We start from the raw sequence: 22,462 nt of genomic DNA, 5'->3' as shown, positions 1-22,462 counted from the left end.
ACCCCGACCGCTAGACTCGTCGCCCGTGACCGCCCAGCACCCCGACCGAGTCCTGCCCGCAGCCGTGCTGTGGGACATGGACGGCACGCTCATCGACACGGAGCCGATCTGGCAGCAGTCCCAGGTGGAGCTGACCGCCCGGTACGGCGCCGAGTGGACCCACGAGGACGGCCTCTCGCTCGTCGGCTCCGGCCTCGAGCGCTCGGGGGAGATCCTCCGCGACAAGGGCGTCGACATGGAGGTCGAGGAGATCGTCCAGTGGATGACCGACTACGTCACCGAGCGGCTCGACGGCGAAGAACTGCCGTGGCGCCCGGGTGCGCGTGAGCTCGTCGAGGAGCTGCACGACCGCGGGGTCCCGACCGCCCTCGTGACGATGTCCCGTCGCAAGATGGCCCTGGTCGCGGCCGAGGCCCTCGGCGCCCGCGGCTTCCGTGTCGTCGTCGCCGGTGACGACGTCGACCGCCCGAAGCCCTTCCCGGACGCCTACCTGGCCGCTGCCGACGCCCTCGGCGTCGAGGCCACGGCCTGCGTCGCGGTCGAGGACTCGGCCACCGGCGTCGCTGCGGCGGTCGCGTCCGGCGCCGTCACGGTCGCCGTCGAGCACATCGTGCCGCTCTCCGAGATCGGCGGGGGCGACGTGCACCTGACGACCCTCGCCGGGGTCGACGTCGACCGCCTGGTCGAGCTCACCGGCCCGGCCCTGGCCGCCCGCACCGAGGCGGTGGCCCGATGACCGCCGAGCAGCACGACGACCAGCTGCACGAAGACCAGCAACCCGCCGACCAGCACGACGAGCTCGCCGCCCTGCCGCACACCGCCGGGGGCGCCCCGCACTCCCCGCCGCGCGGTCCGTTCCGCGCCGGGGACCGCGTGCAGCTCACCGGCCCGAAGGGCAAGCTCACGACGCTGTCGCTGGAGACCGCGGGGGAGTACCACACCCACCGCGGTGTCCTCCGGCACGACGACGTCATCGGCCAGCCCGACGGCTCCGTGATCCGGGCGAGCACCGGCGACGAGTACCTCGCGCTCCGCCCGCTCCTCAACGACTACGTCATGTCGATGCCCCGCGGTGCCGCGATCGTCTACCCGAAGGACGCGGCCCAGATCGTCGCCTTCGCCGACGTCTTCCCGGGTGCCCGCGTGGTCGAGGCCGGCGTGGGGTCCGGCGCGCTGTCGCTCTTCCTGCTCCGCGCGATCGGCCCGACCGGTCGCCTGCAGTCCTTCGAGCGTCGGGAGGAGTTCGCGGCGATCGCCCGCGGCAACGTCGGGACCTTCCTCGGCGCCGTCCCGGACAACTGGTCCGTCACGGTCGGCGACCTGGTCGAGGAGCTCCCGGACGCGACCGAGCCGCAGAGCGTCGACCGGGTCGTGCTCGACATGCTCGCCCCGTGGGAGTGCGTCGACGCCGCGGCGGACGCCCTCGTCCCCGGCGGGCTCATCGTCTGCTACGTCGCCACCGTCACGCAGCTGTCCCGCACCGCCGAGGCCCTCCGCGACACCGGGCGCTTCACGGACCCGCAGTCGAGCGAGACCCTCGTGCGCACCTGGCACGTCGAGGGTCTGGCCGTCCGACCGGACCACCGGATGGTCGGACACACCGGCTTCCTGGTCACGGCACGCCGCCTGGCCGACGGCGTCGTGCTCCCCAACCTGAAGCGTCGCGCAGGCAAGGCGGAGTTCTCGGACGAGGACGTCGAGGCCTGGACGCCCGGCGCCGTGGGGGAGCGGTCGGCCAGCGACAAGAAGCTCCGCAAGGTCGCACGGCAGGCGGCAGCGCAGGCCCGCAAGGTGGCCGCCGCCGAGGCCGGTGCAGCACAGCCCGGTCCGGTCGAGGGCGACCGGTAGAGTACCGACCGTGCCCGTCCTGCATCGAACGGAAAGAGGGTCCGTGCGCACCATCCCCGCACTCCTGGTCACCATCGGCCTCGCCGCCGCCCTCACCGGCTGCTCCGCCAGCGGTGCCGGCACGACGCCGCCCCGCTGCGCCGCCCCCGGGGCAGCGTCGCAGGCGGTCACCGCGAGCGGTGCGTTCGGCAAGGAGCCGAAGGTGAACGTCCCGGCCGGGCTCACCACGAAGGGCACGCAGGTCTCGGTGCTCCGTTCCGGTGACGGTCGTGCGGTCGAGCAGGGCACGCCGGTCCTCGTCGAGTACACGCTCGTCGACGGTGCCACCGGGAAGGTCGTCGAGACGAGCGGCTACTCCGGCCAGAGCGCGCTGCTCACGGCGGGCGCGGACAAGTTCGGCGCCCTCGGTGCCGCGCTCGAGTGCTCGAACGTCGGCGACCGCCTGGCCGTCGCGCTCCCCAAGAGCGCCCTGACCGCCGGGGCGAGCACCTCCACCGAGTCCTCGAAGACCGAGGACGCCGTCGTCGCCGTGGTGGACGTGCGCCGCGCCTACGACGCCCGCGCGACCGGGACCCCGCAGCTCGCCGGCGACGAGATGCCCGCGGTCGTCCTCGCACCGTCCGGCGCCCCCGGCATCACGATCCCCTCGTGGAGCGCGCCGACGAGCGACGAGTACCACCTGCTCCGCAAGGGCAGCGGCGCCGAGCTCACCGACAAGGACACCGCCGTCTTCAAGTACACGGCCGTGACCTGGGGCGACTCGACCGCCGACTCGAACGTCACCGGGTCGAACTGGACCGACGGCTCGGGCGCGCAGACGCTGCCGCTCGCCGAGGGCCAGGTCATCGACGGCGTGCGCAAGGCCGTGATCGGCCGTCACGTCGGCGACCAGGTCCTGGCGATCGTGCACCAGGGCGGTTCGGCGACTGCGTACGTCATCGACGTCCTCGGCGTCATGCCGTCCTGATCGAGTCCCTCCCGGACCGGCCCCCGCGCACCGCGTCGAGCCGTCCACCGACCGACGCGCGGGTGCACTCCGGTGCACCCGCGCTGTCGTAGGATCGGGCTCGTGCCAGCGACCCGAGCTCCCCGTGTGCCCGCAGAGGAGCGGCTCTTCAGCCTCGTGCTGGCGCTGCTCTCGACGGAGTCCGGGCTGACGAAGGCCGAGATCCTCGCGAACGTGCAGGGCTACCGGCAGCGCTTCACCCCCGGCGGCGACAACGCGTCGCTCGAGCGGCAGTTCGAACGCGACAAGGACGACGTCCGCGAGCTCGGCATCCCGCTCGAGACGATCGAGACCCCGGGGGCGGCGGGCAACAATCAGACGCTCCGCTACCGGATCCCGAAGGGCGAGTACGACCTGCCGCTCGACGTCCGGTTCACGCCCGACGAGTCCGCGCTGCTGTCGCTCGCCGCGATGGCCTGGCGCGAGGGCGCGCTGTCCGCCGACTCCCGCCGGGCCCTCCTCAAGGTCCGTTCGGCCGGCACGGACGACTCCGCCGCCGACGACACCGGCGCCGACGACGTCGAGGACCCCCGCGGCATGGCCGCCTACGCTCCACGGCTCCGGACCCGCGACGCGGCGTTCGAACCCCTGCGGTCCGCGCTCGACCGGGCAGCGGCCGTGCGCTTCGACTACATCACCCCGGGCGAGCACGAGCCCCGGCAGCGCGACGTCGCACCGCTCGCGCTCGTCCAGCACGGCGGCCGGTGGATGCTCTGCGCGCACGAGTTCTCGACGGGCGGGACGAAGAACTACCTGCTCTCCCGGATCGTCGGTCCGGTGACCACCCACCACCCCGGACAGCACCCCGCACCGGCCGGTGCCGGCGAGCGCGCCCTCGCCGAGCTCGACCGGATCTGGGCCGAGCGGACCGCGCGCATCGCCGTGCAGCCCGGCTCGGACGCCGAGCGGCGGCTGCAGCGCCGTCGGGGGACCGAGGTCGACGGCGGCGGCGTGCTCGTCGTGCACCACGTCGACCCGCAGATCCTGGCCGAGGAACTCGCCGCGTTCGGCCCGGAGGTCCGCGTGCTCGAGCCCGCCGCACTGCGCGAGCAGGTGGCGGCCCGGCTCCGCGGCCTGGTCGCCGACCACACGGACCCCGAGGAGACCGCGCGTGGCTGACCAGCAACCGCTCCAGGCGCAGGACAAGCTCGCGTTCCTGCTCGTCCTCGTCCCGTACCTGATCGACCACGAGCGCGTCTCGGTCGCCGACGCCGCACGGCACTTCGGCGTCACCGAGCAGCGCATCCGCCGGGCCGTCGAGCTCATCGCGGTGTCCGGCGTCCCCGGCGAGACCATGCAGTACCAGCACGGCGACCTGTTCGACATCGCGTGGGACGACTTCGAGCAGAACGACATGATCGTGCTGACGAACCTCGTCGCGATCGACGACGCGCCCCGGCTCTCCGCGCGCGAGGCCTCGGCGCTGATCGCCGGGCTCCAGTACCTGTCCGCCCTGCCCGAGGCCGCCGACCGCCAGGCCATCCACGACCTGATGGCCAAGCTGTCGCGCGGCGCCGGGGGAGCGGCGTCGAACGTCGCCGTCGGCCAGGACCTGCACGACGCCACGCTCGCGACGATCCGGCGCGCGATGGCGGACGGCCGCGGGCTCGTGTTCGACTACGCCGGCCCGCGCACCCGCGGCAGCACCCGCCGCGTCGATCCGCTCCGGGTGGAGTCGATCGACACCGACTGGTACCTCCGCGCCTGGGACCTGGACCGCGATGCGCTCCGGACGTTCCGCCTCGACCGGATGTCCGCCGTGGCCGTCGACGACCGCGCTGCTGAGCGGTCCACCGCAGACGTGGTCATCCCAGACACGCTCTTCCAACAGTCCGGCCAGGACGTCATCGTCACGGTCGAGCTCGACTGCTCGGCGCTGCCGCTCGTCGCGGACTTCCTCGCCGACACGGCCGACGCCGAGGACGCCGACGGCCGCGTCCGCATCCGTCTCGCCGCGTCGAACGGCTTCGACGGCGTGGTGCGGCTGGTCGCCGGGCTGCCGGGTCGCGCCGTCGTCCTCGACCCGCCGGCGGCGCGCACGGCCGTCCGGTCGTTCGCCGAGGCGGCCCTGGCCGCCGAGTAGCGGGCGCCTGCCGGGCCGCGCGCGCGTCACGTCGTGCGCGACGCGACCCCGGTACGGACGGGGGGCACGGGGCCGGCCCGCACCGTGCCTCCCGTCCGCCTCGACGCGGCCTGTGCGTCGCGCCCGGGCGACCGACTTGTCGGTGCCGGTCCCGTAGGATCGACCGCATGGCTTCGACGACCGCGAGCGGGCGAGCGGAGCGGCCCGGGCGTCCGAAGAAGGACACCGAGGGCCGCATGTCGCTCGGGCAGCACCTCATCGAGCTGCGGAACCGGCTGTTCAAGGCCGTCGTCGCGGTCGCGGTCTGCGCGATCGGCGGCTGGTTCCTCACGCCGTTCGTGCTCGACGCGCTGCGCGCGCCGGTCACGCAGCTGGCCGAGGTCGGCGGCCACACCGCCGAACTGAACTTCCCGATGATCACCGGGGCCTTCGACCTCAAGCTGCAGATCGCGATCACGATCGGCATCGTCATCTCGAGCCCGGTCTGGCTGTACCAGGTGTGGGCGTTCATCGTCCCCGCGCTCGTGCGCCGCGAGAAGCAGTACGTCTTCGGGTTCCTCGGCACCGCCATCCCGCTGTTCTTCGCCGGGTGCTGGTTCGGGTGGTACATCTTGCCGCACGTCGTCGGCATCCTCGGCAGCTTCGTCTCCGCGCAGGACACGTCGATCGTCGACGCCAAGGCCTACTACGACTTCGTCATCAAGCTCATCGTCGCCGTCGGCATCGCGTTCGTCCTGCCGGTGTTCCTCGTGCTGCTGAACTTCGTCGGCGTGCTGTCGGCCGCCTCGATCATCAAGGCCTGGCGCGTCGCGATCCTGTGCATCCTGGTGTTCTGCGCGATCGTCACGCCGTCCGCCGACGTCATCTCGATGTTCCTGCTCGCCGTACCGATGGTCGTGCTGTACGTCGCGGCCTGCGCGGTGACGTGGATCCACGACCGTCGGGCGGCCAGGCGCCAGGCGAAGCTCGACGCGGAGTACGGAGCCTGATGACCACGGAACTCAGCCCCGCCGAGCGGTACCGGGCGGCGAAGGTCCGGAACCGTTCGCGCAACCTCGAGCTGTTCCGCACCGACCTGCGCTTCGACCTCGACCCGTTCCAGACCGCCGCGTGCGACGCCCTCGACCAGGGCCGCAGCGTCCTGGTCGCCGCGCCGACCGGTGCGGGCAAGACGATCGTCGCCGAGTTCGCGATCTGGCTCGCGATGCGCCAGCCCACGCCGAAGGTGTTCTACACGACGCCGATGAAGGCGCTGAGCAACCAGAAGTACGCCGAGCTCGTGCAGGCCTACGGCGAGTCCGAGGTCGGGCTGCTCACCGGCGACACCAACGTCAACCCCCGCGCCCGGGTCGTCGTGATGACGACCGAGGTCCTGCGGAACATGATCTACGCGGGATCCGACCTGCTCGACGACCTCGCGTGGGTCGTCCTCGACGAGGTGCACTACCTGGCCGACCGGTTCCGCGGCGCGGTCTGGGAAGAGGTCATCCTGCACCTGCCGACCGAGGTCCGACTGGTCTCGCTGAGCGCGACGGTCTCCAACGCCGAGGAGTTCGGCGACTGGCTGCAGACCGTCCGCGGCGACACCGACGTCATCGTGTCCGAGGACCGTCCGGTGCCGCTCGAGCAGCACGTGCTCGTCGGCTCGAAGATGGTCGACCTGTTCGACTCCAGCGGTGCCGCGGCGACGAACCGCGTCAACCCGGAGCTCCTCCGGCTCGTCGGCGGCGCGTCCCGCAGCGAGCGGCACGGCGGCGGACACCGCGGGCGCCGTGGACGCGGCGGGTACCCGGAGCACCGCGGACCGCGCACCGAGAAGATGTTCCGCGAGCAGATCGCCCGCGTCCTCGACGAGCGCATGCTGCTCCCCGCGATCTTCTTCGTGTTCAGCCGGAACGGCTGCGACCAGGGCGTCCGCCAGGTGCTCCGCTCCGGGGTGTCGTTCACGACCGCGCAGGAGCGGCGCGAGATCCGCGAGACCGCCGAGTACCACTGCCGTACGCTCCTCGACGAGGACCTCGCCGTCCTCGGGTACTGGGAGTGGCTCGAGGGGCTCGAGCGCGGCGTGGCGGCCCACCACGCCGGACTCCTGCCCGCGTTCAAGGAGGTCGTCGAGGACCTCTTCCGCCGCAAGCTGCTCAAGGTCGTGTTCGCGACCGAGACGCTCGCGCTCGGGGTGAACATGCCGGCGCGGACCGTGGTGCTCGAGAAGCTCGAGAAGTTCAACGGCGAAGCCCGTGTGCCGATCACCCCGGGGGAGTACACGCAGCTCACCGGTCGCGCGGGCCGACGGGGCATCGACGTCGAGGGGCACTCGGTCATCCAGTGGTCCGACGGGCTCGACCCGCAGGCCGTGGCGTCCCTCGCGAGCCGGCGCACGTACCCGCTCAACTCGTCGTTCAAGCCGACCTACAACATGGCGGTCAACCTGATCGACCAGTTCGGGCGGCAGCGCACGCGCGAGGTCCTCGAGACCTCGTTCGCACAGTTCCAGGCGGACCGCTCGGTCGTCGACCTCGCCCGCAAGGTGCGGTCGCAGCAGGAGTCGCTCGACGGGTACCAGCAGGCCATGCAGTGCCACCTCGGTGACTTCACCGAGTACGCGGCGCTCCGTCGGCAGCTCTCCGACCTCGAACGGACGAACGTGCCCGGCGGCCGCGAGGCGTCGCACGGCGCCAAGCGCGACCGGCAGGCGGCGATCACCGAGGTCCGTCGGCAGATGCAGCGGCATCCCTGCCACGCCTGCCCGGACCGCGAGGCGCACGCCCGCTGGGCCGAGCGCTGGTACAAGCTCAAGCGCGCCAACGACAAGCTCGTGCAGCAGATCCGCTCCCGCACGGGCGCCGTCGCGACGACGTTCGACAGGGTGACGGACGTGCTCCTGCAGCTCGGCTACCTGGTTCCGACCGGTGACGGCGAGGCGACCGTCGCGCCCGGCGGCCGACGCCTGCAGCGGATCTACGGCGAGCGGGACCTGCTCGTCGCCGAGTGCCTCGAGGCGGGGGTCTGGAAGGACCTCACCCCGGCGCAGCTCGCCGCGATGGCCGCCACGATCGTCTACCAGCCGCGGCGCGAGGACGCCCCGGGCACCGAGCACGCCCTGCCCCGCGGCGCGTTCCGGCCGGCGCTCGACGAGACCCTCACGATCTGGGCGCGACTCGACGACGTCGAGCGGGACGCACGGCTCGCCGGGTCGCAGCCGCCCACCCCGGCGATGGCGGTCGGCATGTTCCGCTGGGCCTCGGGATCCGCGCTCGACGATGTGCTCCGCACGCTCGACCTGCCCGCCGGGGACTTCGTGCGCTGGTCGAAGCAGGTCATCGACCTGCTCGACCAGGTGAAGAACGCGGGCGACGACGACCTGTCCACGACCGCGCGGCGCGCGACGGACGCGGTGCGCCGCGGCATCGTCGCCTACGCGACGGTCTGACAGGAGGCGCCATGGCGGTCCTCGGCAGCGCGGTGCGCCCGCAGGGTGGTGGCGTCCGGCAGCGTTCCGGTGACGTCCGGCCGTCGTCGAGCGCACCCGTGCGGGACGCGTTCGCGGCCCTGCCGCTCCGGACGGCGCTGCCGCTCGCGGTGATCGGCGGCCTGCTCTTCGCGCTCTCGTTCCCGTCCCCCGGGTGGTGGTTCCTCGCCTACCCGGCGATGGCCTGCATGCTCCTCGCCGCGATGGGACAGCGCGCCCGTCGCGCCGCGTGGCTCGGGTACGTCGCCGGTGCCGCGTTCTGGCTCCCGGCGATCTCGTGGGCCGGTCGCTACCTCGGCCCGGTGCCTTGGCTCGCGCTCGCCCTGTTCGAGGCGGCGTACTTCGCCCTCGGCGCCGTCGCGATCGCGCTCGCCTACCGGTGGGTGGGCCGGGTGTCCCGGTCGGTCGCCTGGCGGGTGTGGGTGCTGCCGGCGGTCGTCGCGGGCCTCTGGACGGGGCGCGAGTGGTTCTCCGGCAGCTGGCCGTACGAGGGCTTCGCCTGGGGGCGCGTCGGCCTGTCCCAGTCGCAGGGACCGTTCACGCACCTCGCCGCGTACGTCGGCGTGCTCGGCGTGACCTTCGTCGTCGTGTACTGCGTCGCCGTGGCGCTCTCGCTCGTCCTCGTCGTGCCCGAGGACCCCGGTGCGGTGCTCCGTGCACCGATCCGCGTCGCGACCGCGGGGCTCCTGGTCGCCGCGGTCCTCGCCGTGCCCGCGTGGCCGACCCCGACCGACGGCACCATCCGCATCGAGGCCGTGCAGGGCAACGGACCCGCCGGGTACTTCGACGGTGCACAGCCGGGCGAGGTCCTGAACGCCCAGGTGGCTGCGACCGAGGTCGGCGCGAAGGGCGTCGACCTCGTGGTGTGGCCCGAGGCCTCCGCGGAGTACGACCCGCGGGTCCAGCCGGTGATCGCCGACGCCCTGGACACCGTCGTCGAATCCGTCGGGGCCCCGATCGTCGCCGGAGCGATCACGCAGACGGCCTCGGGCGTGCTGCACAACACGTCCTTCGTGTGGACCGCCGACGGGTGGCAGTCCTCGTACGACAAGAAGCGTCCCGTGCCGTTCGGCGAGTACGTCCCGGACCGCTGGTTCTTCTCGAAGCTCGCACCGTCCCTCATCGGCCTGCTCCAGCGCGACTACACGCCCGGCACCAAGCCGAACGTCCTCGACGTCGCGGGCATCAAGGCCGGCATCGCGATCTGCTTCGACATCGTCGACGACGGGCTCACGACCGACATGGCCCGCGGGGGAGCGCAGGTGATCCTCGCCCAGACGAACAACGCCGACTTCGACGGCACCGACGAGAACCTGCAGCAGCTCGAGATCGCGCGGCTCCGGGCGGTCGAGACCGGTCGCTCGCTCGTCAACATCTCCACGGTCGGGGCCTCACAGGTCATCGACCCGACCGGTCGGACGATCGACCGGGTGCCGGCGTACACGGCGACGTCGATGATCACCGACGTGCCGCTCGGTACGGGGACGACCCCGGCGACCGTCGCGTCCGGGTCGGTCACGCTCGTCGTCGCGCTCGGGTCGCTCCTCGCGCTCCTCGCCTGCGCGCCGTGGGGTCGACGGCGCTCCACCGCTGCCCGAGGCTGAACCCCGCCACCTCCCTCTGGGAACGGTCTGTGAATGCGCCTCACCGGGATGGATGCCGCGTGGGACAGTGTTGGGGACTGCAGACGAGCGAGAGGAGCACAACCATGGCTGATCGGAGTCTCCGCGGCATGCGGCTCGGAAGTCAGAGTCTCCAGAGCGAGGAGGGCGTCGAGCTCTCCGACCGGAAGCGTGCGGTCTACCAGACGACCTCGGGGGAGACCTTCGACGTCGTCTTCTCGGCCGATGCCGAGGTCCCCCAGACGTGGTCCGAGCCCCGGACCGGTCGCGAGGGTCGTCTGCTCGGCGACGACGGCATCCCCGTCGAGGTCGCTGCAGAGGACGTCAAGGCACCGAGGACCCACTGGGACATGCTGCTCGAGCGGCGGTCCCGCGAAGAGCTCGAGGAGCTGCTCGAGGAACGCCTGGCGGTCCTGCGCGCCCGACGCGGCGCATGAGCCGCGCCACCTAGGACCGCGCGCCTGGGTCCGTTCCCGCGCGGCTGTCCCTGCCGCCGACACGACGACGCCCGTCCCGGATCTTCCGGGACGGGCGTCGTCGCGTGCGGCCGTGCGTGTGCCAGCCCGGGTGTGGCTATGCCTGCGGCCGCTCGTCCCCGAGGACGTCCTTCGTCGCGTCGTCCGCGGCCGCGAGGTGCGCATCGACACTCCGGTCGGACTCCGCGAGCCGCTCGTCGAGCGCCGCGTCCGGGACGATGTCGGCGGCCGTCGCGTCCGGTCGGGGGTTCGACGCGGCGGCACCGTCGACCGTGGCGGTGTCGGCGAGGCTCTTGTTCGCGAGCTCCGAGATCTTCGCCAGGAAGTCCGTGCCACCGCCGGCACCCGCGACCGGGCCGGAGCCGGAGCGGCTCGCCGTGAAGCCCTTCGCGATGCCGGAGAGCGCCTCGGTGAACTCGCTCGGGATCATCCAGAGCTTGTTCGACGTTCCTTCGGCGATCTTCGGCAGCGTCTGCAGGTACTGGTACGACAGCAGCTTCTCGTCCGGGTCGCCCGTGTGGATGGCGTCGAACACGGTCGCGATCGCCTGCGCCTCGCCCTCGGCGCGCAGGACCTGGGCCTTCGCGTCACCCTCGGCCTGCAGGATGGCGGCCTGTCGCTGGCCCTCGGCCTCGAGGATCTGGGACTGCTTCGTGCCCTCGGCCTGCAGGATCGCCGCACGACGGTTCCGCTCGGCACGCAGCTGCTGCTCCATGGCGTCCTGGATCGACACGGGCGGCTCGATCGCCTTGAGCTCGACGCGGCCGACGCGGATGCCCCACTTGCCGGTGGCCTCGTCGAGGACGACCCGGAGCTGGCCGTTGATGTTGTCGCGGCTGGTCAGGGCCTCTTCGAGGTTCAGGCCACCGACCACGTTGCGGAGGGTGGTGGTCGTGAGCTGCTCGACGGCCCCGAGGTAGTTCGCGATCTCGTACGTTGCCGCTCGGGCGTCCGTCACCTGGAAGTAGACGACCGTGTCGATCGAGACCACGAGGTTGTCCTCGGTGATCACGGGCTGCGGCGGGAACGAGACGACCTGCTCGCGCATGTCGATGAGCGGCCGGAGCCGGTCGATGAACGGCACCAGGATGTTGAGTCCCGGGTTGAGCGTCTTGTGGTACTTCCCGAGTCGTTCGACGATGCCGGCGGTGGCCTGCGGCACGATCCGGATCGCGCGGGACAGGACGACGATCACGAAGATCACGACGACGAGGACGAGGACGAGCAGAGCGATCGTCCCGGCTGAGATGGTCACGAGGTGGCCCTTTCTCCGAGGCGGACGACCGCGGTCGACCCCTCGATCGACTCGACGACCACGGGGGCGCCGAGCGGTGGTGTGCGCTCGGGGGAGTCGGCGGCGAGCTGGGCGCTCCACGTCTCGCCGTTCGCGAGCCGGACCTGGCCCGGCGTCGATGACGTGAACGCGACGGCGACCGTGCCGCGCAGGCCGATCAATCCCTCGATGTTGGTGCGGTGCGGATCGGCGCTCCGGCCCAGGGCCGCGAGGAGCCGCGGGCGGACGAGCGAGAGCAGCAGCAGCGCGACGCCGGCGGCGACGATGGCCGCGAGCCACCACGGTGCGCCGAGCAGCGCCGCGATCAACCCCCCGGCCGCCCCCGCCGCGAGCATCAGGAAGATGAAGTCGAGGGTGAAGATCTCGACCACCCCGAGCAGCAGTGTCAGTCCGATCCAGACGATGGTCTGGATCCAGTCGGTGTTCACGCGGACTCCCTCCCTCGTCGCGCACGCCGGCGTGCAGCGTCGCGACTGCCGGTACTTCCCTCCAACCTACCGTCCGCCCCTGACCCGGGGACGAGCGCGGGCGGCGCGGCCGGGACCGGTTGGTAGGCTCGTCGGCGGCCGACCGGCCGGAATACGCGACCAGGAGAACACTGTGACGAACCCCCTCGCCCCCGGATCCCTCGCCGACAAGCGCGCCCTCGTCACCGGGTCCTCGCGCGGCATCGGCGCCGACACCGTCGGCTACCTGGCGGAGGCCGGCGCGAAGGTCGTCGTCAACTACCGCAACAAGGCACGTCGTGCCGAGCAGATCGCCGAGAAGGTCGTCACCGCGGGTGGTTCGGCCCTCGCCGTCGCCGCGGACCTGACCGACCACGACTCCGTGCAGGCGATGGTCGACACGGTCGTGTCGGAGTGGGGCGGCATCGACCTCCTCGTCCTGAACGCCTCCGGCGGCATGGAGGCCGACCTGGGCGAGGACTACGCGCTCCGCCTGAACCGCGACGCGCAGGTCGACATGCTGCAGACCGCCGTGCCGCACATGCCGGCCGGCTCGCGCGTCGTCTTCGTCACGAGCCACCAGGCCCACTTCGTCGAGACCGCCGAGACGATGGACGAGTACGTCCCCGTCGCGAAGAGCAAGCGAGCGGGGGAGCTCGCGCTCCGTGAGCTGATCCCGCAGCTCGACGCCGCCGGCATCGAGTTCGTCGTCGTCTCCGGCGACATGATCGAGGGCACCATCACCGCGACGCTCCTCAACCGCCTGAACCCGGGCGCGATCGAGGGTCGTCGGCAGGAGGTCGGGAAGCTCTACAGCGTCTCCGAGTTCGCGGCCGAGATCGCCCTCGCCGCCGTCGAGCCGATCCCCGCCGACCACACCAAGCTCGTCGGCGACGTCAGCGGCTTCACGCAGTAACGTCGTCCGGGTGACCGCCAAGCCCGGCCTGCGCCGCACCTCCCGGATCATCCTGCTCGACCCGGACGACCGCGTGTTCCTGATGGACACGCGGTCGCCGTCGTCCGACGGCGCGCACCGCTGGATCACGCCGGCCGGCGGCGTCGACCCGGGGGAGTCGCACCGGGACGCCGCGGTGCGCGAGCTGCGCGAGGAGACCGGCATCGTCGTCGACGACCCGGGTGAGCCCGTGTGGACCTGGGACTTCACCGTCGAGTGGGACCTCGCCGACCACGACCGCGGCCACAGCGAGTTCTACGTCGTGCGCACGCCGGGTTTCACCCTGTCCGACGCCGGGTGGACCGAGGACGAGCAGGTCGACATCCTCGACGCGCGGTGGTGGACGGCCGACGAGCTGGACGCCACCGACGAGCCGTTCGAACCGGCCGAGCTCCCGGGCCTCGTCCGTCTCCACAGCCGCCGCTGAGGGGCTGTCCCGGCGCCCGCCGGACCGCTACCGTCGTCGCATGGGCGACACCACCCGACACCCGGCCGACCAGCACGATCGGATCCGCGTCCGCGGCGCGCGCGAGAACAACCTGCGCGACGTCGACGTCGACCTGCCGAAACGCCGACTGACGGTCTTCACCGGGGTGTCCGGGTCCGGCAAGAGCTCCCTCGTGTTCGCCACGCTCGCCGCCGAGTCGCAGCGGATGGTCAACGAGACGTACAGCGCCTTCGTGCAGGGCTTCATGCCGTCGCTCGCCCGGCCCGACGTCGACGTCCTGGACGGGCTGACGACCGCGATCGTCGTCGACCAGGAACGCATCGGCGCCGACCCGCGGTCCACCGTCGGCACGGTCACCGACGCCTACGCGATGCTCCGGCTCCTCTTCAGCCGCCTCGGCGAACCCCACGTCGGCGGCCCGAACGCGTTCTCGTTCAACCTCGCGACCGTCACCGCCGGCGGGGCGATCACCGTGCAGAAGGGCAAGGACGCCAAGGCCGAGCACGTCTCGTTCTCCCGGCTCGGCGGCATGTGCGCGGAGTGCGAGGGACGGGGGAGCGTCTCGGACATCGACCTGGCACAGCTCTTCGACGACACCAGGGCCCTGTCCGACGGCGCCATCACGATCCCGGGGTGGGGCGGGGACGGCTGGATGGTCCGGATGTACGCGGAGTCCGGGTTCGTCGACGGTGACAAACCGATCCGCGAGTTCACCGAGCAGGAGCGTGCGGACTTCCTGTACCGCGAGCCGACGAAGCGGAAGATCGCCGGCATCAACATGACGTACGAGGGCCTGGTCCTCCGGGTCCGCCGTTCGTTCCTGCAGAAGGACCGCGAGGCGATGCAGCCGCACGTCCGCGCCTTCGTCGACCGTGCGGTGACCTTCACGACCTGTCCGGCGTGCGACGGCACCCGCCTGAACGGCGCCGCCCGTTCGTCGCGCATCGCCGGCCGGAACATCGCCGAGGTGTGCGCGATGCAGGTGTCCGACCTGGCCGCCTGGCTCCGCACCCTCGACGCGCCGTCCGTGCAGCCGCTCCTCGACGGCCTGCGGCACGCGGTCGACGCCTTCGTCGAGATCGGACTCGGGTACCTCTCGCTCGACCGGCCGACCGGCACGCTGTCCGGGGGAGAGGGCCAACGGGTGAAGATGGTGAAGCACCTCGGCTCGAGCCTGAGCGACGTCACGTACGTCTTCGACGAGCCGAGCACCGGCCTCCACCCGCACGACATCGAGCGGATGGACCACCTGTTGCTGCGGCTCCGCGACAAGGGCAACACCGTGCTGGTCGTCGAGCACAAGCCCGAGGTCATCGGGATCGCGGACCACGTCGTCGACCTCGGCCCGGGGGCCGGCCGGGACGGCGGACGGGTGTGCTTCACCGGGACGGTCGACCAGCTCCGGGGGAGCGACACCGTGACCGGGCGGCACCTCGGCGACCGCGTCGCGCTCAAGGACACCGTCCGTCGACCCACCGGTGCGATCCCGATCCGCGGTGCCGACCGGCACAACCTGCAGGACGTCGACGTCGACGTGCCGACCGGTGTGCTCACGGTGGTCACCGGTGTGGCCGGCTCCGGCAAGAGCACGCTCGTCCACGGATCGCTGGCGACGTTGGACGGGGTCGTCGCCGTCGACCAGAGCGCCATCCGCGGCTCCCGCCGCAGCAACCCTGCGACGTACACCGGGCTGCTCGAGCCGGTGCGCAAGGCCTTCGCGAAGGCGAACGGAGTGAAGCCAGCCCTGTTCAGCGCGAACTCCGAGGGTGCCTGTCCAGCATGCAACGGCGCCGGTGTGGTCTACGTCGACCTCGGCATGATGGCCGGTGTCTCGACGCCGTGCGCGGAGTGCGGCGGTCGGCGGTTCGACCAGTCCGTGCTCGGGTACCGGCTCGGCGGCCGGGACATCAGCGAGGTCCTGGCGATGTCCGTCGCCGAGGCCGAACGGTTCTTCGCCGAGGGGGAGTCGCGCGTCCCCGCCGCCCACACCGTCGCACGTCGGCTCGTCGACGTCGGGCTCGGGTACCTGACCATCGGGCAGCCGCTCACGACGCTCTCCGGTGGCGAACGCCAGCGGTTGAAGCTCGCGACGCACCTCGGCGACCCCGGCGGGGTGATCGTCCTCGACGAGCCGACGACCGGCCTCCACCTGGCGGACGTCGCCCAGCTGCTCGGGCTGCTCGACCGGCTCGTCGACGCGGGCCGCACGGTCGTCGTCATCGAGCACCACCAGGCCGTCATGGCGCACGCCGACTGGATCATCGACCTCGGGCCGGGCGCCGGGCACGACGGCGGCCGGGTGGTCTTCGCGGGGACTCCGGCCGACCTGGTGGCCGCCCGCTCGACGCTCACCGGCGAGCACCTCGCCGCGTACGTGCCTCCCGTCGGCGTCGACGAGCACTGAAGCAACCGGCAGCGAACGCACGGGCAACCTGAACCGAACGCGCACGGAACGCATACCGTGTGCGGTGACGGCCGGGTGCGCCCGCACCACCGGCCCCTGATCCAAGGAGCTCCCATGTCCACGAACGGTTACCCGCCGGCCCCGAACGCCCCCGGTGGAGCCCCGGTCCGCAGCGGCGGCAACGGCCTCGCCGTCGGCTCGCTGGTCCTCGGCATCGTCGGCGTCGTCTTCGCGTTCCTGGTCTCGATCGTCGGCCTCGTCGCCGGCATCGTGGGCCTGGTGCTCGGCATCATCGCCCGTCGCCGCGGCCTCAGCCGTGGCATGGTGCTCGCGGGCATCGTCCTCAGCGCCATCGCGATCGTCGTCGCGATCATCTTCATGATCCTCGGTGCCGTGCTCGCGACACAGATGCTCAACAACTGACGACGACTCCGAACGGGAGGCACGTGGCGGCGTCGCCACGTGCCTCCCGTCCCGTCCGTGGCCGGGCTGCGCACTGCGCGACCGCACCCGCGGGACCCCGCCAGGCCGCGACGAGTAGCGTGCGCCGCATGACGTACAGCCAGCCGGACCCGGCAGAAGAGACCACGCAGGCAGAGGCACCCGAGCAGCCCGACACGGACCGCTCGGACCTCGAGGAGCACGGCGAGGAGCAGGCCGCGCTCGAGATCGACAGCGAGGACGTGCCCACGGGCGACGAGACGCCCGAGCACTGACGACGACGCAGGACACGCCGCCCACGGTGACCGTGGGTGGCGTGTCCTGCATCCTGGAGTCGAACGGACCACGCCGCGAGCAAGCGCCGATAATGCATATTATGTCAACTCAGGTCGACGCGGCATGGTCCGAGGGTGGGCTGTCGCCGCTGCCCTACCGCTCGAAGACCGCGACGGTCATGCCCGCAGACGTCGGCGGCCCGTCCATCGCGACGAGCTCGTCCGGCAGGTCCGCGAACCCGACCGTCCGGCCGATCGACTCCGCCGGCCGGAGTCGCCCGGCGACGACCTCCTCGAGCATCGCGACGTACTCGCCGACCGCGATCCCGTGGCTGCCGAGCAGCTCCAGTTCGTCACCGATCACGCGGCCCATCGGGATCGCCGGGATCGCCTCGTCGTCGAGCAGCAGGCCGACCTGCACGTGTCGCCCCCGCGGCCGGAGCGAGGCCACCGCGGCGACCGAGGTCGCACGGCTGCCGTACGCGTCGACGGACACGTGCGCGCCGCCACTCGTGAGCTCCCGGACCGTCCGGACCGCGCCGTCGCCCATCGTGACCGTGGCGGCCCCGAGTCCGGCCGCACGCTCGAGTGCAGCGGCCGAGACGTCCACCGCGACGACCCGCGCACCAGCCCCGAGGGCGACGATGACCGTCGAGATCCCCACCCCGCCGCAGCCGAAGACGACGACCCACTCCCCTGCAGCGACGCGTCCGCGGGTGTGCAGGGCGTGGTACGCCGTGCCGAACCGGCAGCCGAGCCCGGCGGCCTCGGCGAACCCGACCTCGTCGGGCAGCGCCACGAGGTTGACGTCGGCGTGCGGGACGACGACGGCCTCGGCGTAGGAGCCGGGCAGCGTGAACCCGGGCTGCTCCTGGCGCGTGCAGACCTGGGTGGCGCCGTCACGGCACTGGTCGCACGTGCCGCACGCGAAGACGAACGGTGCCGTGACGCGCTGGCCGACGGTGAAGCGGGTGACCCCGGGGCCGACCGCGTCGACGACGCCGGCGAACTCGTGACCCGGCACGTGCGGGAGCCGGACCGAGTCGTCGTGGCCCTTCCAGGCGTGCCAGTCGCTCCGGCAGACGCCGGTCGCCGCGACGCGGACGACGACGCCGTCGGAGGGCGGGGTCGGCGTCGGCAGGTCGACGATGACGGGGCGGGTACCGAACTGCTCGTACTGGACTGCGCGCACGCGCTCATCCTGACAGAAGGGCAGACCGACACACGGACGGACGGACAGACGGACCGCCGGACGGTCGGACGCCCCACCGCGCCGCGGTCACGCCGCCGTCAGTACCAGCGACGCGTTCTGCCCGCCGAACCCGAACGAGTTGTTGAGCGCCGCCCGCAGCGGCGCCCGCCGCGCAGCCTCCGCCACGACGTCGAGCTCGACCGCCGGGTCGAGGTGCTCGAGGTTGCGCGTCGGCGGCACCGTCCCGGTCTCCAGGGCCCGCACGGTCAGGATCGTCTCGACCGCCCCGGCCGCACCGAACATGTGCCCGATCGCCCCCTTCGGCGCCGTGACGAGGGCGTGCTCCCCCACTGCCCGCCGGATCGCAGCCGCCTCGCCGACGTCCCCGACTGGTGTGCTCGTCGCGTGCGCGTTGACGTGGTCGACGTCCGCGCCCGTCAGTCCGGCCATCCGGATCGCCGCGGTCATCGCGCGCTCCTGCTCGCTGCCGTCCGCGAGCGGTGCGGTGACGTGGTGCGCGTCCGAAGTGACGCCCCAGCCGGCCAGGACCGCCCGGGACCGGTGCCGTCTGCCGGCGGCGTGCTCGGCCCGTTCCAGGACGACGAACCCGGCGCCCTCGCCGAGCACGAACCCGCGCCGGTCGACGTCGAACGGGCGGGACAGCGTCGCCGGGTCGTCGTCGCCGGGCTTCGCGAGCGCCTGCGACTGCGCGAAGGACGCCATCGTGACCGGTGTCACCGCGGCCTCGGTCCCTCCGGCGATCACGACGTCGGCCTCCCCCGTCACGATGAGCCGTGCGGCGACCGCGATCGCTTCGGCACCGGACGCGCACGCCGACACCGTCGTGTACGCGCCGCCGCGGGCCCCGCGCTCGATGCTGATCTGCGCGGCGGCGGCGTTCGCCATGAGCATCGGCACCGTCCGGGGTGACACCCGACGCGCCCCACCCGTCCCGAGCACGTCGTGGGCGTCGAGCAGGGTCTCCACTCCCCCGATGCCGGTCCCGACGACGACGGCCAACCGGTCGCCGTCGACCTCCGGTGAGCCGGCGTCCGCCCAGGCCTCGGCGGCCGCCACGAGCGCGAGCTGCTGGCTCCGGTCGAGCCGGTTCGCGCGGACGCGGCCGAGTGCGGCGTCGGCGTCGAGCGCCGCCGGGGCCCCGATCCGGATCGGCACGGCGTCCCACAACCCGCCGTCGCGGTCGAGCCGCGTGACGCCGGACCGTCCGCCGACGACGGCGTCCCAGAGCGGGTCGACGCCGTGACCGAACGGGGAGACGGCGCCGAGGCCGGAGACGGAGAGGTGCACGGGGAACTCCTTCTTGTACAGCAGACAAGTGGAGTTGTACCACGTACAATCGGAACGTGGCAACCACGACGGACGGCGGCACCGCGCGCGGCGCGGCGACCCGCGCACGCATCCTCGAGGCGACCGCGGCGCTGCTCCGCGACGTCCAGGCAGCCAACGCGGCGACGGACGAGGACCCGGCGACCACCGCACCCGTCACCGTCAGCGAGATCGCCCGCGCCGCGGGCGTCTACCCGAACCAGATCACGCACCACTACGGGTCGAAGGACCGGCTCGTCCTCGACGCCGCCTTCACACTGTTCCTCCGTGACACATCGCGGTTGCAGGCCGCCGGACGCCGCTCCCGCACGCCGGAGGGATTCCGCAGCGTCCTCGCCCGCACGGCCCTCGCCATGCCGTCCACCCCGCTCGTCGTCCGCGCCCTCGCGACCACCGGCGGCGACCCGGCGCTGCGCGAGCGCGTGCGGCTGCTGCTCGCCCTGCTCTTCCGGCAGTCCGAGCGGTACCTCGACCGGGTCGTCACCGAGCACGGCTGGCGGAGCCCGAACGGCGTCGCCCGGGACGCCCGGACGTTCTGGAGCGCGGTGTTCGGCGCGACGCTCCTCGCCGACGCCGGGGTGACCGGCGGGCCGTCGGACATCGACCTCGCCGGGACCGTCTCGGTCACCGGTTGACCCCGCGTCCGTCCGGCGCGTGCGCGGACGGACGCGGGACGGTCAGCGTGCGGTCACTCGCTGAAGCCGGACCGGACCAGCGCGGTCAGCGCGTCGACGGCGTCCTGCGCGTCGGCGCCGGTCGCCTCGATGGTCACGGTCGCGCCCTTCGGCAGGGCGAGCGCCATGATCGCGAGCAGGCTCTTCGCGTCCACGCCGTTCACGCGGACGGTCGCCTCGTGCTTCGTGGCGGTCTTCACGAACTCCGCGGCCGGTCGCGCGTGCAGGCCGCTCTCGTTCACCAACTCGACGGTCGAGGACGCGGCCACGTCGTCGACGCTGGCGGCCCCGACACCCGGCCCCGCGCCTCCAGGCTGGTCGCCGTCCGCACGGGAGGCACTGCTCGCCTCCGCCTCGGAGGCTGCGGCGGTCGCCGCGGCAGCGAGCACCGCGTCGACGTCGCCGCCCGTCTGGGCGGCGACGGCGGCGGCCACCGTGCCCTCGACCAGGGGCGCCTGCGAGACGAACACGCGTGCCCGCGCGTCGTCGTCGAGGAAGTCGAGCGCGGTGTCCGTCGTCAGGTAGGCGGACCCGAGGTCGCAGAGGACGACGACCGCGTCGGCCGCGCCGAGCTCCTCGAACCCTGCGGTGATCGCCTCGAAGGAGGTCCCGATCCCGCCGTCCTCGGTCCCGCCGGCCGCGAACATCGGGACGTCGGCGGCCATCTGGCGTGCAAGCTCGACGGTGCCGGTCGCGATCGCCGCGCTGTGCGAGACGACCAGGATGCCGACCGTCACGCGGCGTCCACCGCCGCGCGCAGGATGTACGCCGTCGACTGCGCGCCCGGGTCGCGGTGCCCGACGGCGCGCTCCCCCAGGTAGCTCGCGCGGCCCTTGCGGGCGACGAGCGGGTCGGTCGACTCGGCACCGGTGGCCGCGGCGTCTGCGGCGGCCTCGAGCACACGCTCGGGGGCCTCGCCGGCGGTCGCGGCGGTCGCGGCGGCGTCGACGGCGGGCGTCCACGCGTCGACCATGGTCTTGTCGCCGACCTCGGCCTTGCCGCGCGACACGACCCCGTCGCGCGCCGCGGTGAGCACGGCGACGAGCGTGTCCGCGTCGAGCTCCGACGCGTCACCGGCGGCCTGCGCGGCCTTGAGGTACGCGGTGCCGAAGAGCGGGCCGGCGGCGCCGCCGACCGTCGAGATGAGCTTCGTCGCGACGACCTTGAACACCGCTCCGGGCGAGTCGAAGGAGCCGGAGTCGAGCGCCTCGACGACCGCGCGGAACCCGCGGTCGAGGTTCTCGCCGTGGTCGCCGTCGCCGATCTCACGGTCGAGCGTGACGAGCTCCGCCCGGTGGTCGTCGATGGTCGACGCGGTGCGACGCACCCAGTCGAGGGCCCATGCGGTGTCGAGCGCCAATTCGTGTTCCTTCCTGGAGGGTGGGCGGTGTCAGCGGCCCCAGCGCAGGGCCGGGGTCTCCACCGGGGCGTCCCAGAGGGCGGTGAGTTCGTCGTCGAGAACCGTGACGGTGAGCGAGAACCCCTGCATCTCGAGGGACGTGACGTAGTCCCCGACCAAGCTACGCGTGACGTGGTGGCCACGGTCCGTGAGCACCTCGGCCGCGCGGCGGTAGAGGATGTAGAGCTCGGCGAGCGGCGTGCCGCCCATGCCGTTGACGAGCAGGAGCAGGTCCGACCCGGCCGGCGCGTCGAGGTCCGTGAGGATCGGTTCGAGCACCCGGTCGACGAGCTGGTCGGCCGGTGCCATGGGGATCCGCTCCCGCCCGGGCTCGCCGTGGATGCCGATGCCCAGCTCGACCTCGTCGTCGGCGAGCGTGAAGGACGGCTCCCCCGCGTGCGGGACGGTGCCGGAGGACAGCGCGAGTCCCATCGAGCGGGTGACGTCGTTGACGTGCCGCGCGACGGCGGCCACGGCGTCCAGGTCGTCGCCCCGCTCGGCGGCGGCACCCGCGCACTTCTCGACGACGACCGTGCCGGCGACCCCGCGGCGTCCGGCCGTGTAGAGCGAGTCCTGCACCGCGACGTCGTCGTCGACCACGACGCTCTCGACCCGGACGTCCTCCATGCCGGCGAGCTCGGCGGCGGTCTCGAAGTTGAGCACGTCGCCGGTGTAGTTCTTGACGATGTGGAGCACCCCGGCTCCCCCGTCGACGGCCTTCGTCGCGGCGACGATCGGGTCCGGGGTCGGGCTCGTGAACACCGGGCCGGGGACGGCGGCGTCGAGCATGCCGTACCCGACGAACCCGGCGTGCAGGGGCTCGTGCCCGCTGCCGCCGCCGCTCACGATCCCGACCTTGCCGGCGACGGGAGCGTCCGCGCGGTGCAGGTGGATCGGGTCCTCGACGAGGACGACGTGGTCGGCGTGCGCCCGGGCGAAACCGCGCACGGTCTCGGTGACGACGGCCTGCGGATCGTTGATGAGCTTCTTCATGCTGTCCTCCACGGTGGCGGGGCCGCTCGCGACGGGGCCACACCGCCGTCGTCGACCGGAGTGCGTTCACCCTACAGCGGCCACCTGTTC

At 72.7% G+C, this 22,462-nt stretch carries 22 protein-coding genes; 15 read left to right on the top strand and 7 right to left on the bottom strand.

Annotated features, from left to right (window positions below):
- Positions 1-25 precede the first annotated feature (25 nt).
- From FB462_RS09670 to FB462_RS09630, 9 genes are all read left to right on the top strand, one after another.
- Positions 26-736 (top strand): HAD family hydrolase, encoded by a 711-nt coding sequence (locus FB462_RS09670; protein ID WP_229666686.1) that lies wholly within the window; start codon positions 26-28, stop codon positions 734-736.
- Entirely contained in the window at positions 733-1,848 is a 1,116-nt protein-coding gene (locus FB462_RS09665; RefSeq protein WP_229666688.1) for a tRNA (adenine-N1)-methyltransferase, read from the top strand. Before FB462_RS09670 ends, FB462_RS09665 begins: the two co-directional genes overlap by 4 nt.
- Before the next feature lie 43 nt (positions 1,849-1,891).
- On the top strand, positions 1,892-2,815 hold the full coding sequence (locus FB462_RS09660; RefSeq protein ID WP_141861594.1) for an FKBP-type peptidyl-prolyl cis-trans isomerase: 924 nt from the start codon (positions 1,892-1,894) through the stop codon (positions 2,813-2,815).
- Positions 2,816-2,917: 102 nt separating this feature from the next.
- Entirely contained in the window at positions 2,918-3,973 is a 1,056-nt protein-coding gene (locus FB462_RS09655) for a helix-turn-helix transcriptional regulator (RefSeq protein WP_114851205.1), read from the top strand.
- Positions 3,966-4,937: a helix-turn-helix transcriptional regulator gene (locus FB462_RS09650; protein ID WP_141861592.1), complete on the top strand. Its 972-nt coding sequence runs from the start codon at positions 3,966-3,968 to the stop codon at positions 4,935-4,937. Before FB462_RS09655 ends, FB462_RS09650 begins: the two co-directional genes overlap by 8 nt.
- A gap of 236 nt (positions 4,938-5,173) precedes the next feature.
- Positions 5,174-5,926, top strand: a complete 753-nt coding sequence (gene tatC / locus FB462_RS09645; RefSeq protein WP_141863317.1) for a twin-arginine translocase subunit TatC — start codon at positions 5,174-5,176, stop codon at positions 5,924-5,926.
- On the top strand, positions 5,926-8,367 hold the full coding sequence (locus FB462_RS09640; protein WP_058740869.1) for a DEAD/DEAH box helicase: 2,442 nt from the start codon (positions 5,926-5,928) through the stop codon (positions 8,365-8,367). Before tatC ends, FB462_RS09640 begins: the two co-directional genes overlap by 1 nt.
- An 11-nt stretch (positions 8,368-8,378) precedes the next feature.
- Complete coding sequence (gene lnt / locus FB462_RS09635; RefSeq protein WP_141861590.1) at positions 8,379-10,010, top strand: apolipoprotein N-acyltransferase; 1,632 nt, start codon at positions 8,379-8,381, stop codon at positions 10,008-10,010.
- Positions 10,011-10,114: 104 nt separating this feature from the next.
- A complete protein-coding gene (locus FB462_RS09630) occupies positions 10,115-10,465 on the top strand; it encodes an RNA polymerase-binding protein RbpA (RefSeq protein ID WP_058740868.1) in 351 nt (116 codons plus the stop codon).
- A gap of 136 nt (positions 10,466-10,601) precedes the next feature.
- On the opposite strand, the gene FB462_RS09625 is transcribed toward FB462_RS09630, so the two are convergent.
- Positions 10,602-11,759, bottom strand: coding sequence for an SPFH domain-containing protein (locus FB462_RS09625; RefSeq protein ID WP_141861588.1), 1,158 nt, complete (start codon positions 11,757-11,759; stop codon positions 10,602-10,604).
- A complete protein-coding gene (locus FB462_RS09620; RefSeq protein ID WP_141861586.1) occupies positions 11,756-12,226 on the bottom strand; it encodes an NfeD family protein in 471 nt (156 codons plus the stop codon). The genes FB462_RS09625 and FB462_RS09620 overlap by 4 nt, the downstream gene beginning before the upstream one ends.
- A gap of 172 nt (positions 12,227-12,398) precedes the next feature.
- Between FB462_RS09620 and FB462_RS09615 the strand changes: the two genes are divergently transcribed.
- The 5 genes from FB462_RS09615 to FB462_RS17360 all read left to right on the top strand — a co-directional run bounded on the left by FB462_RS09615 (position 12,399) and on the right by FB462_RS17360 (position 16,767).
- Positions 12,399-13,160, top strand: coding sequence for an SDR family oxidoreductase (locus tag FB462_RS09615; RefSeq protein WP_141861584.1), 762 nt, complete (start codon positions 12,399-12,401; stop codon positions 13,158-13,160).
- A gap of 10 nt (positions 13,161-13,170) precedes the next feature.
- Positions 13,171-13,626: an NUDIX hydrolase gene (locus FB462_RS09610; protein WP_141861582.1), complete on the top strand. Its 456-nt coding sequence runs from the start codon at positions 13,171-13,173 to the stop codon at positions 13,624-13,626.
- A gap of 40 nt (positions 13,627-13,666) precedes the next feature.
- Complete coding sequence (locus tag FB462_RS09605; RefSeq protein WP_141861580.1) at positions 13,667-16,051, top strand: excinuclease ABC subunit UvrA; 2,385 nt, start codon at positions 13,667-13,669, stop codon at positions 16,049-16,051.
- Between the two features lie 114 nt (positions 16,052-16,165).
- On the top strand, positions 16,166-16,474 hold the full coding sequence (locus FB462_RS17365) for a DUF4190 domain-containing protein (protein WP_114851196.1): 309 nt from the start codon (positions 16,166-16,168) through the stop codon (positions 16,472-16,474).
- A gap of 128 nt (positions 16,475-16,602) precedes the next feature.
- Complete coding sequence (locus tag FB462_RS17360) at positions 16,603-16,767, top strand: hypothetical protein (protein WP_167510073.1); 165 nt, start codon at positions 16,603-16,605, stop codon at positions 16,765-16,767.
- Between the two features lie 154 nt (positions 16,768-16,921).
- On the opposite strand, the gene FB462_RS09595 is transcribed toward FB462_RS17360, so the two are convergent.
- Together FB462_RS09595 and FB462_RS09590 are read right to left on the bottom strand one after the other, a co-directional pair.
- On the bottom strand, positions 16,922-17,959 hold the full coding sequence (locus FB462_RS09595) for an alcohol dehydrogenase catalytic domain-containing protein (RefSeq protein ID WP_141861578.1): 1,038 nt from the start codon (positions 17,957-17,959) through the stop codon (positions 16,922-16,924).
- A gap of 87 nt (positions 17,960-18,046) precedes the next feature.
- Positions 18,047-19,267: a beta-ketoacyl-[acyl-carrier-protein] synthase family protein gene (locus FB462_RS09590; protein ID WP_141861577.1), complete on the bottom strand. Its 1,221-nt coding sequence runs from the start codon at positions 19,265-19,267 to the stop codon at positions 18,047-18,049.
- Positions 19,268-19,323: 56 nt separating this feature from the next.
- Between FB462_RS09590 and FB462_RS09585 the strand changes: the two genes are divergently transcribed.
- Entirely contained in the window at positions 19,324-19,941 is a 618-nt protein-coding gene (locus FB462_RS09585) for a TetR/AcrR family transcriptional regulator (protein WP_141861575.1), read from the top strand.
- A gap of 53 nt (positions 19,942-19,994) precedes the next feature.
- On the opposite strand, the gene dhaM is transcribed toward FB462_RS09585, so the two are convergent.
- Genes dhaM through dhaK form a run of 3 tightly spaced genes read right to left on the bottom strand, consistent with a single transcriptional unit; the run spans position 19,995 to position 22,372 of the window.
- Entirely contained in the window at positions 19,995-20,717 is a 723-nt protein-coding gene (dhaM, locus tag FB462_RS09580) for a dihydroxyacetone kinase phosphoryl donor subunit DhaM (RefSeq protein WP_141861573.1), read from the bottom strand.
- Positions 20,714-21,340: a dihydroxyacetone kinase subunit DhaL gene (dhaL, locus tag FB462_RS09575; protein ID WP_141861571.1), complete on the bottom strand. Its 627-nt coding sequence runs from the start codon at positions 21,338-21,340 to the stop codon at positions 20,714-20,716. The genes dhaM and dhaL overlap by 4 nt, the downstream gene beginning before the upstream one ends.
- Before the next feature lie 30 nt (positions 21,341-21,370).
- Positions 21,371-22,372 carry a dihydroxyacetone kinase subunit DhaK gene (dhaK, locus tag FB462_RS09570; protein ID WP_141861569.1) on the bottom strand — a complete coding sequence of 334 codons (1,002 nt, stop codon included), beginning with the start codon at positions 22,370-22,372 and terminating at the stop codon, positions 21,371-21,373.
- Between the last annotated feature and the right edge of the window lie 90 nt (positions 22,373-22,462).

Origin of the sequence: Curtobacterium citreum (assembly GCF_006715175.1) — a bacterium.
In the GTDB taxonomy this organism is placed as follows: domain Bacteria; phylum Actinomycetota; class Actinomycetes; order Actinomycetales; family Microbacteriaceae; genus Curtobacterium; species Curtobacterium citreum.
The sequence above is the reverse complement of the archived record's forward strand: the minus strand, read 5'-3'. Positions and strand labels throughout refer to the sequence as shown.

What these genes read in the sequence shown, in the direction of transcription:
- FB462_RS17365 (WP_114851196.1), top strand. Translation starts at nt 16,166, where the DNA reads ATGTCCACGAACGGTTACCCGCCGGCCCCGAACGCCCCCGGTGGAGCC.
- FB462_RS17360 (WP_167510073.1), top strand. Translation starts at nt 16,603, where the DNA reads ATGACGTACAGCCAGCCGGACCCGGCAGAAGAGACCACGCAGGCAGAG.
- dhaK (WP_141861569.1), bottom strand. Translation starts at nt 22,372, where the DNA reads ATGAAGAAGCTCATCAACGATCCGCAGGCCGTCGTCACCGAGACCGTG.
- FB462_RS09665 (WP_229666688.1), top strand. Translation starts at nt 733, where the DNA reads ATGACCGCCGAGCAGCACGACGACCAGCTGCACGAAGACCAGCAACCC.
- FB462_RS09605 (WP_141861580.1), top strand. Translation starts at nt 13,667, where the DNA reads ATGGGCGACACCACCCGACACCCGGCCGACCAGCACGATCGGATCCGC.
- lnt (WP_141861590.1), top strand. Translation starts at nt 8,379, where the DNA reads ATGGCGGTCCTCGGCAGCGCGGTGCGCCCGCAGGGTGGTGGCGTCCGG.
- FB462_RS09630 (WP_058740868.1), top strand. Translation starts at nt 10,115, where the DNA reads ATGGCTGATCGGAGTCTCCGCGGCATGCGGCTCGGAAGTCAGAGTCTC.
- tatC (WP_141863317.1), top strand. Translation starts at nt 5,174, where the DNA reads ATGTCGCTCGGGCAGCACCTCATCGAGCTGCGGAACCGGCTGTTCAAG.
- FB462_RS09640 (WP_058740869.1), top strand. Translation starts at nt 5,926, where the DNA reads ATGACCACGGAACTCAGCCCCGCCGAGCGGTACCGGGCGGCGAAGGTC.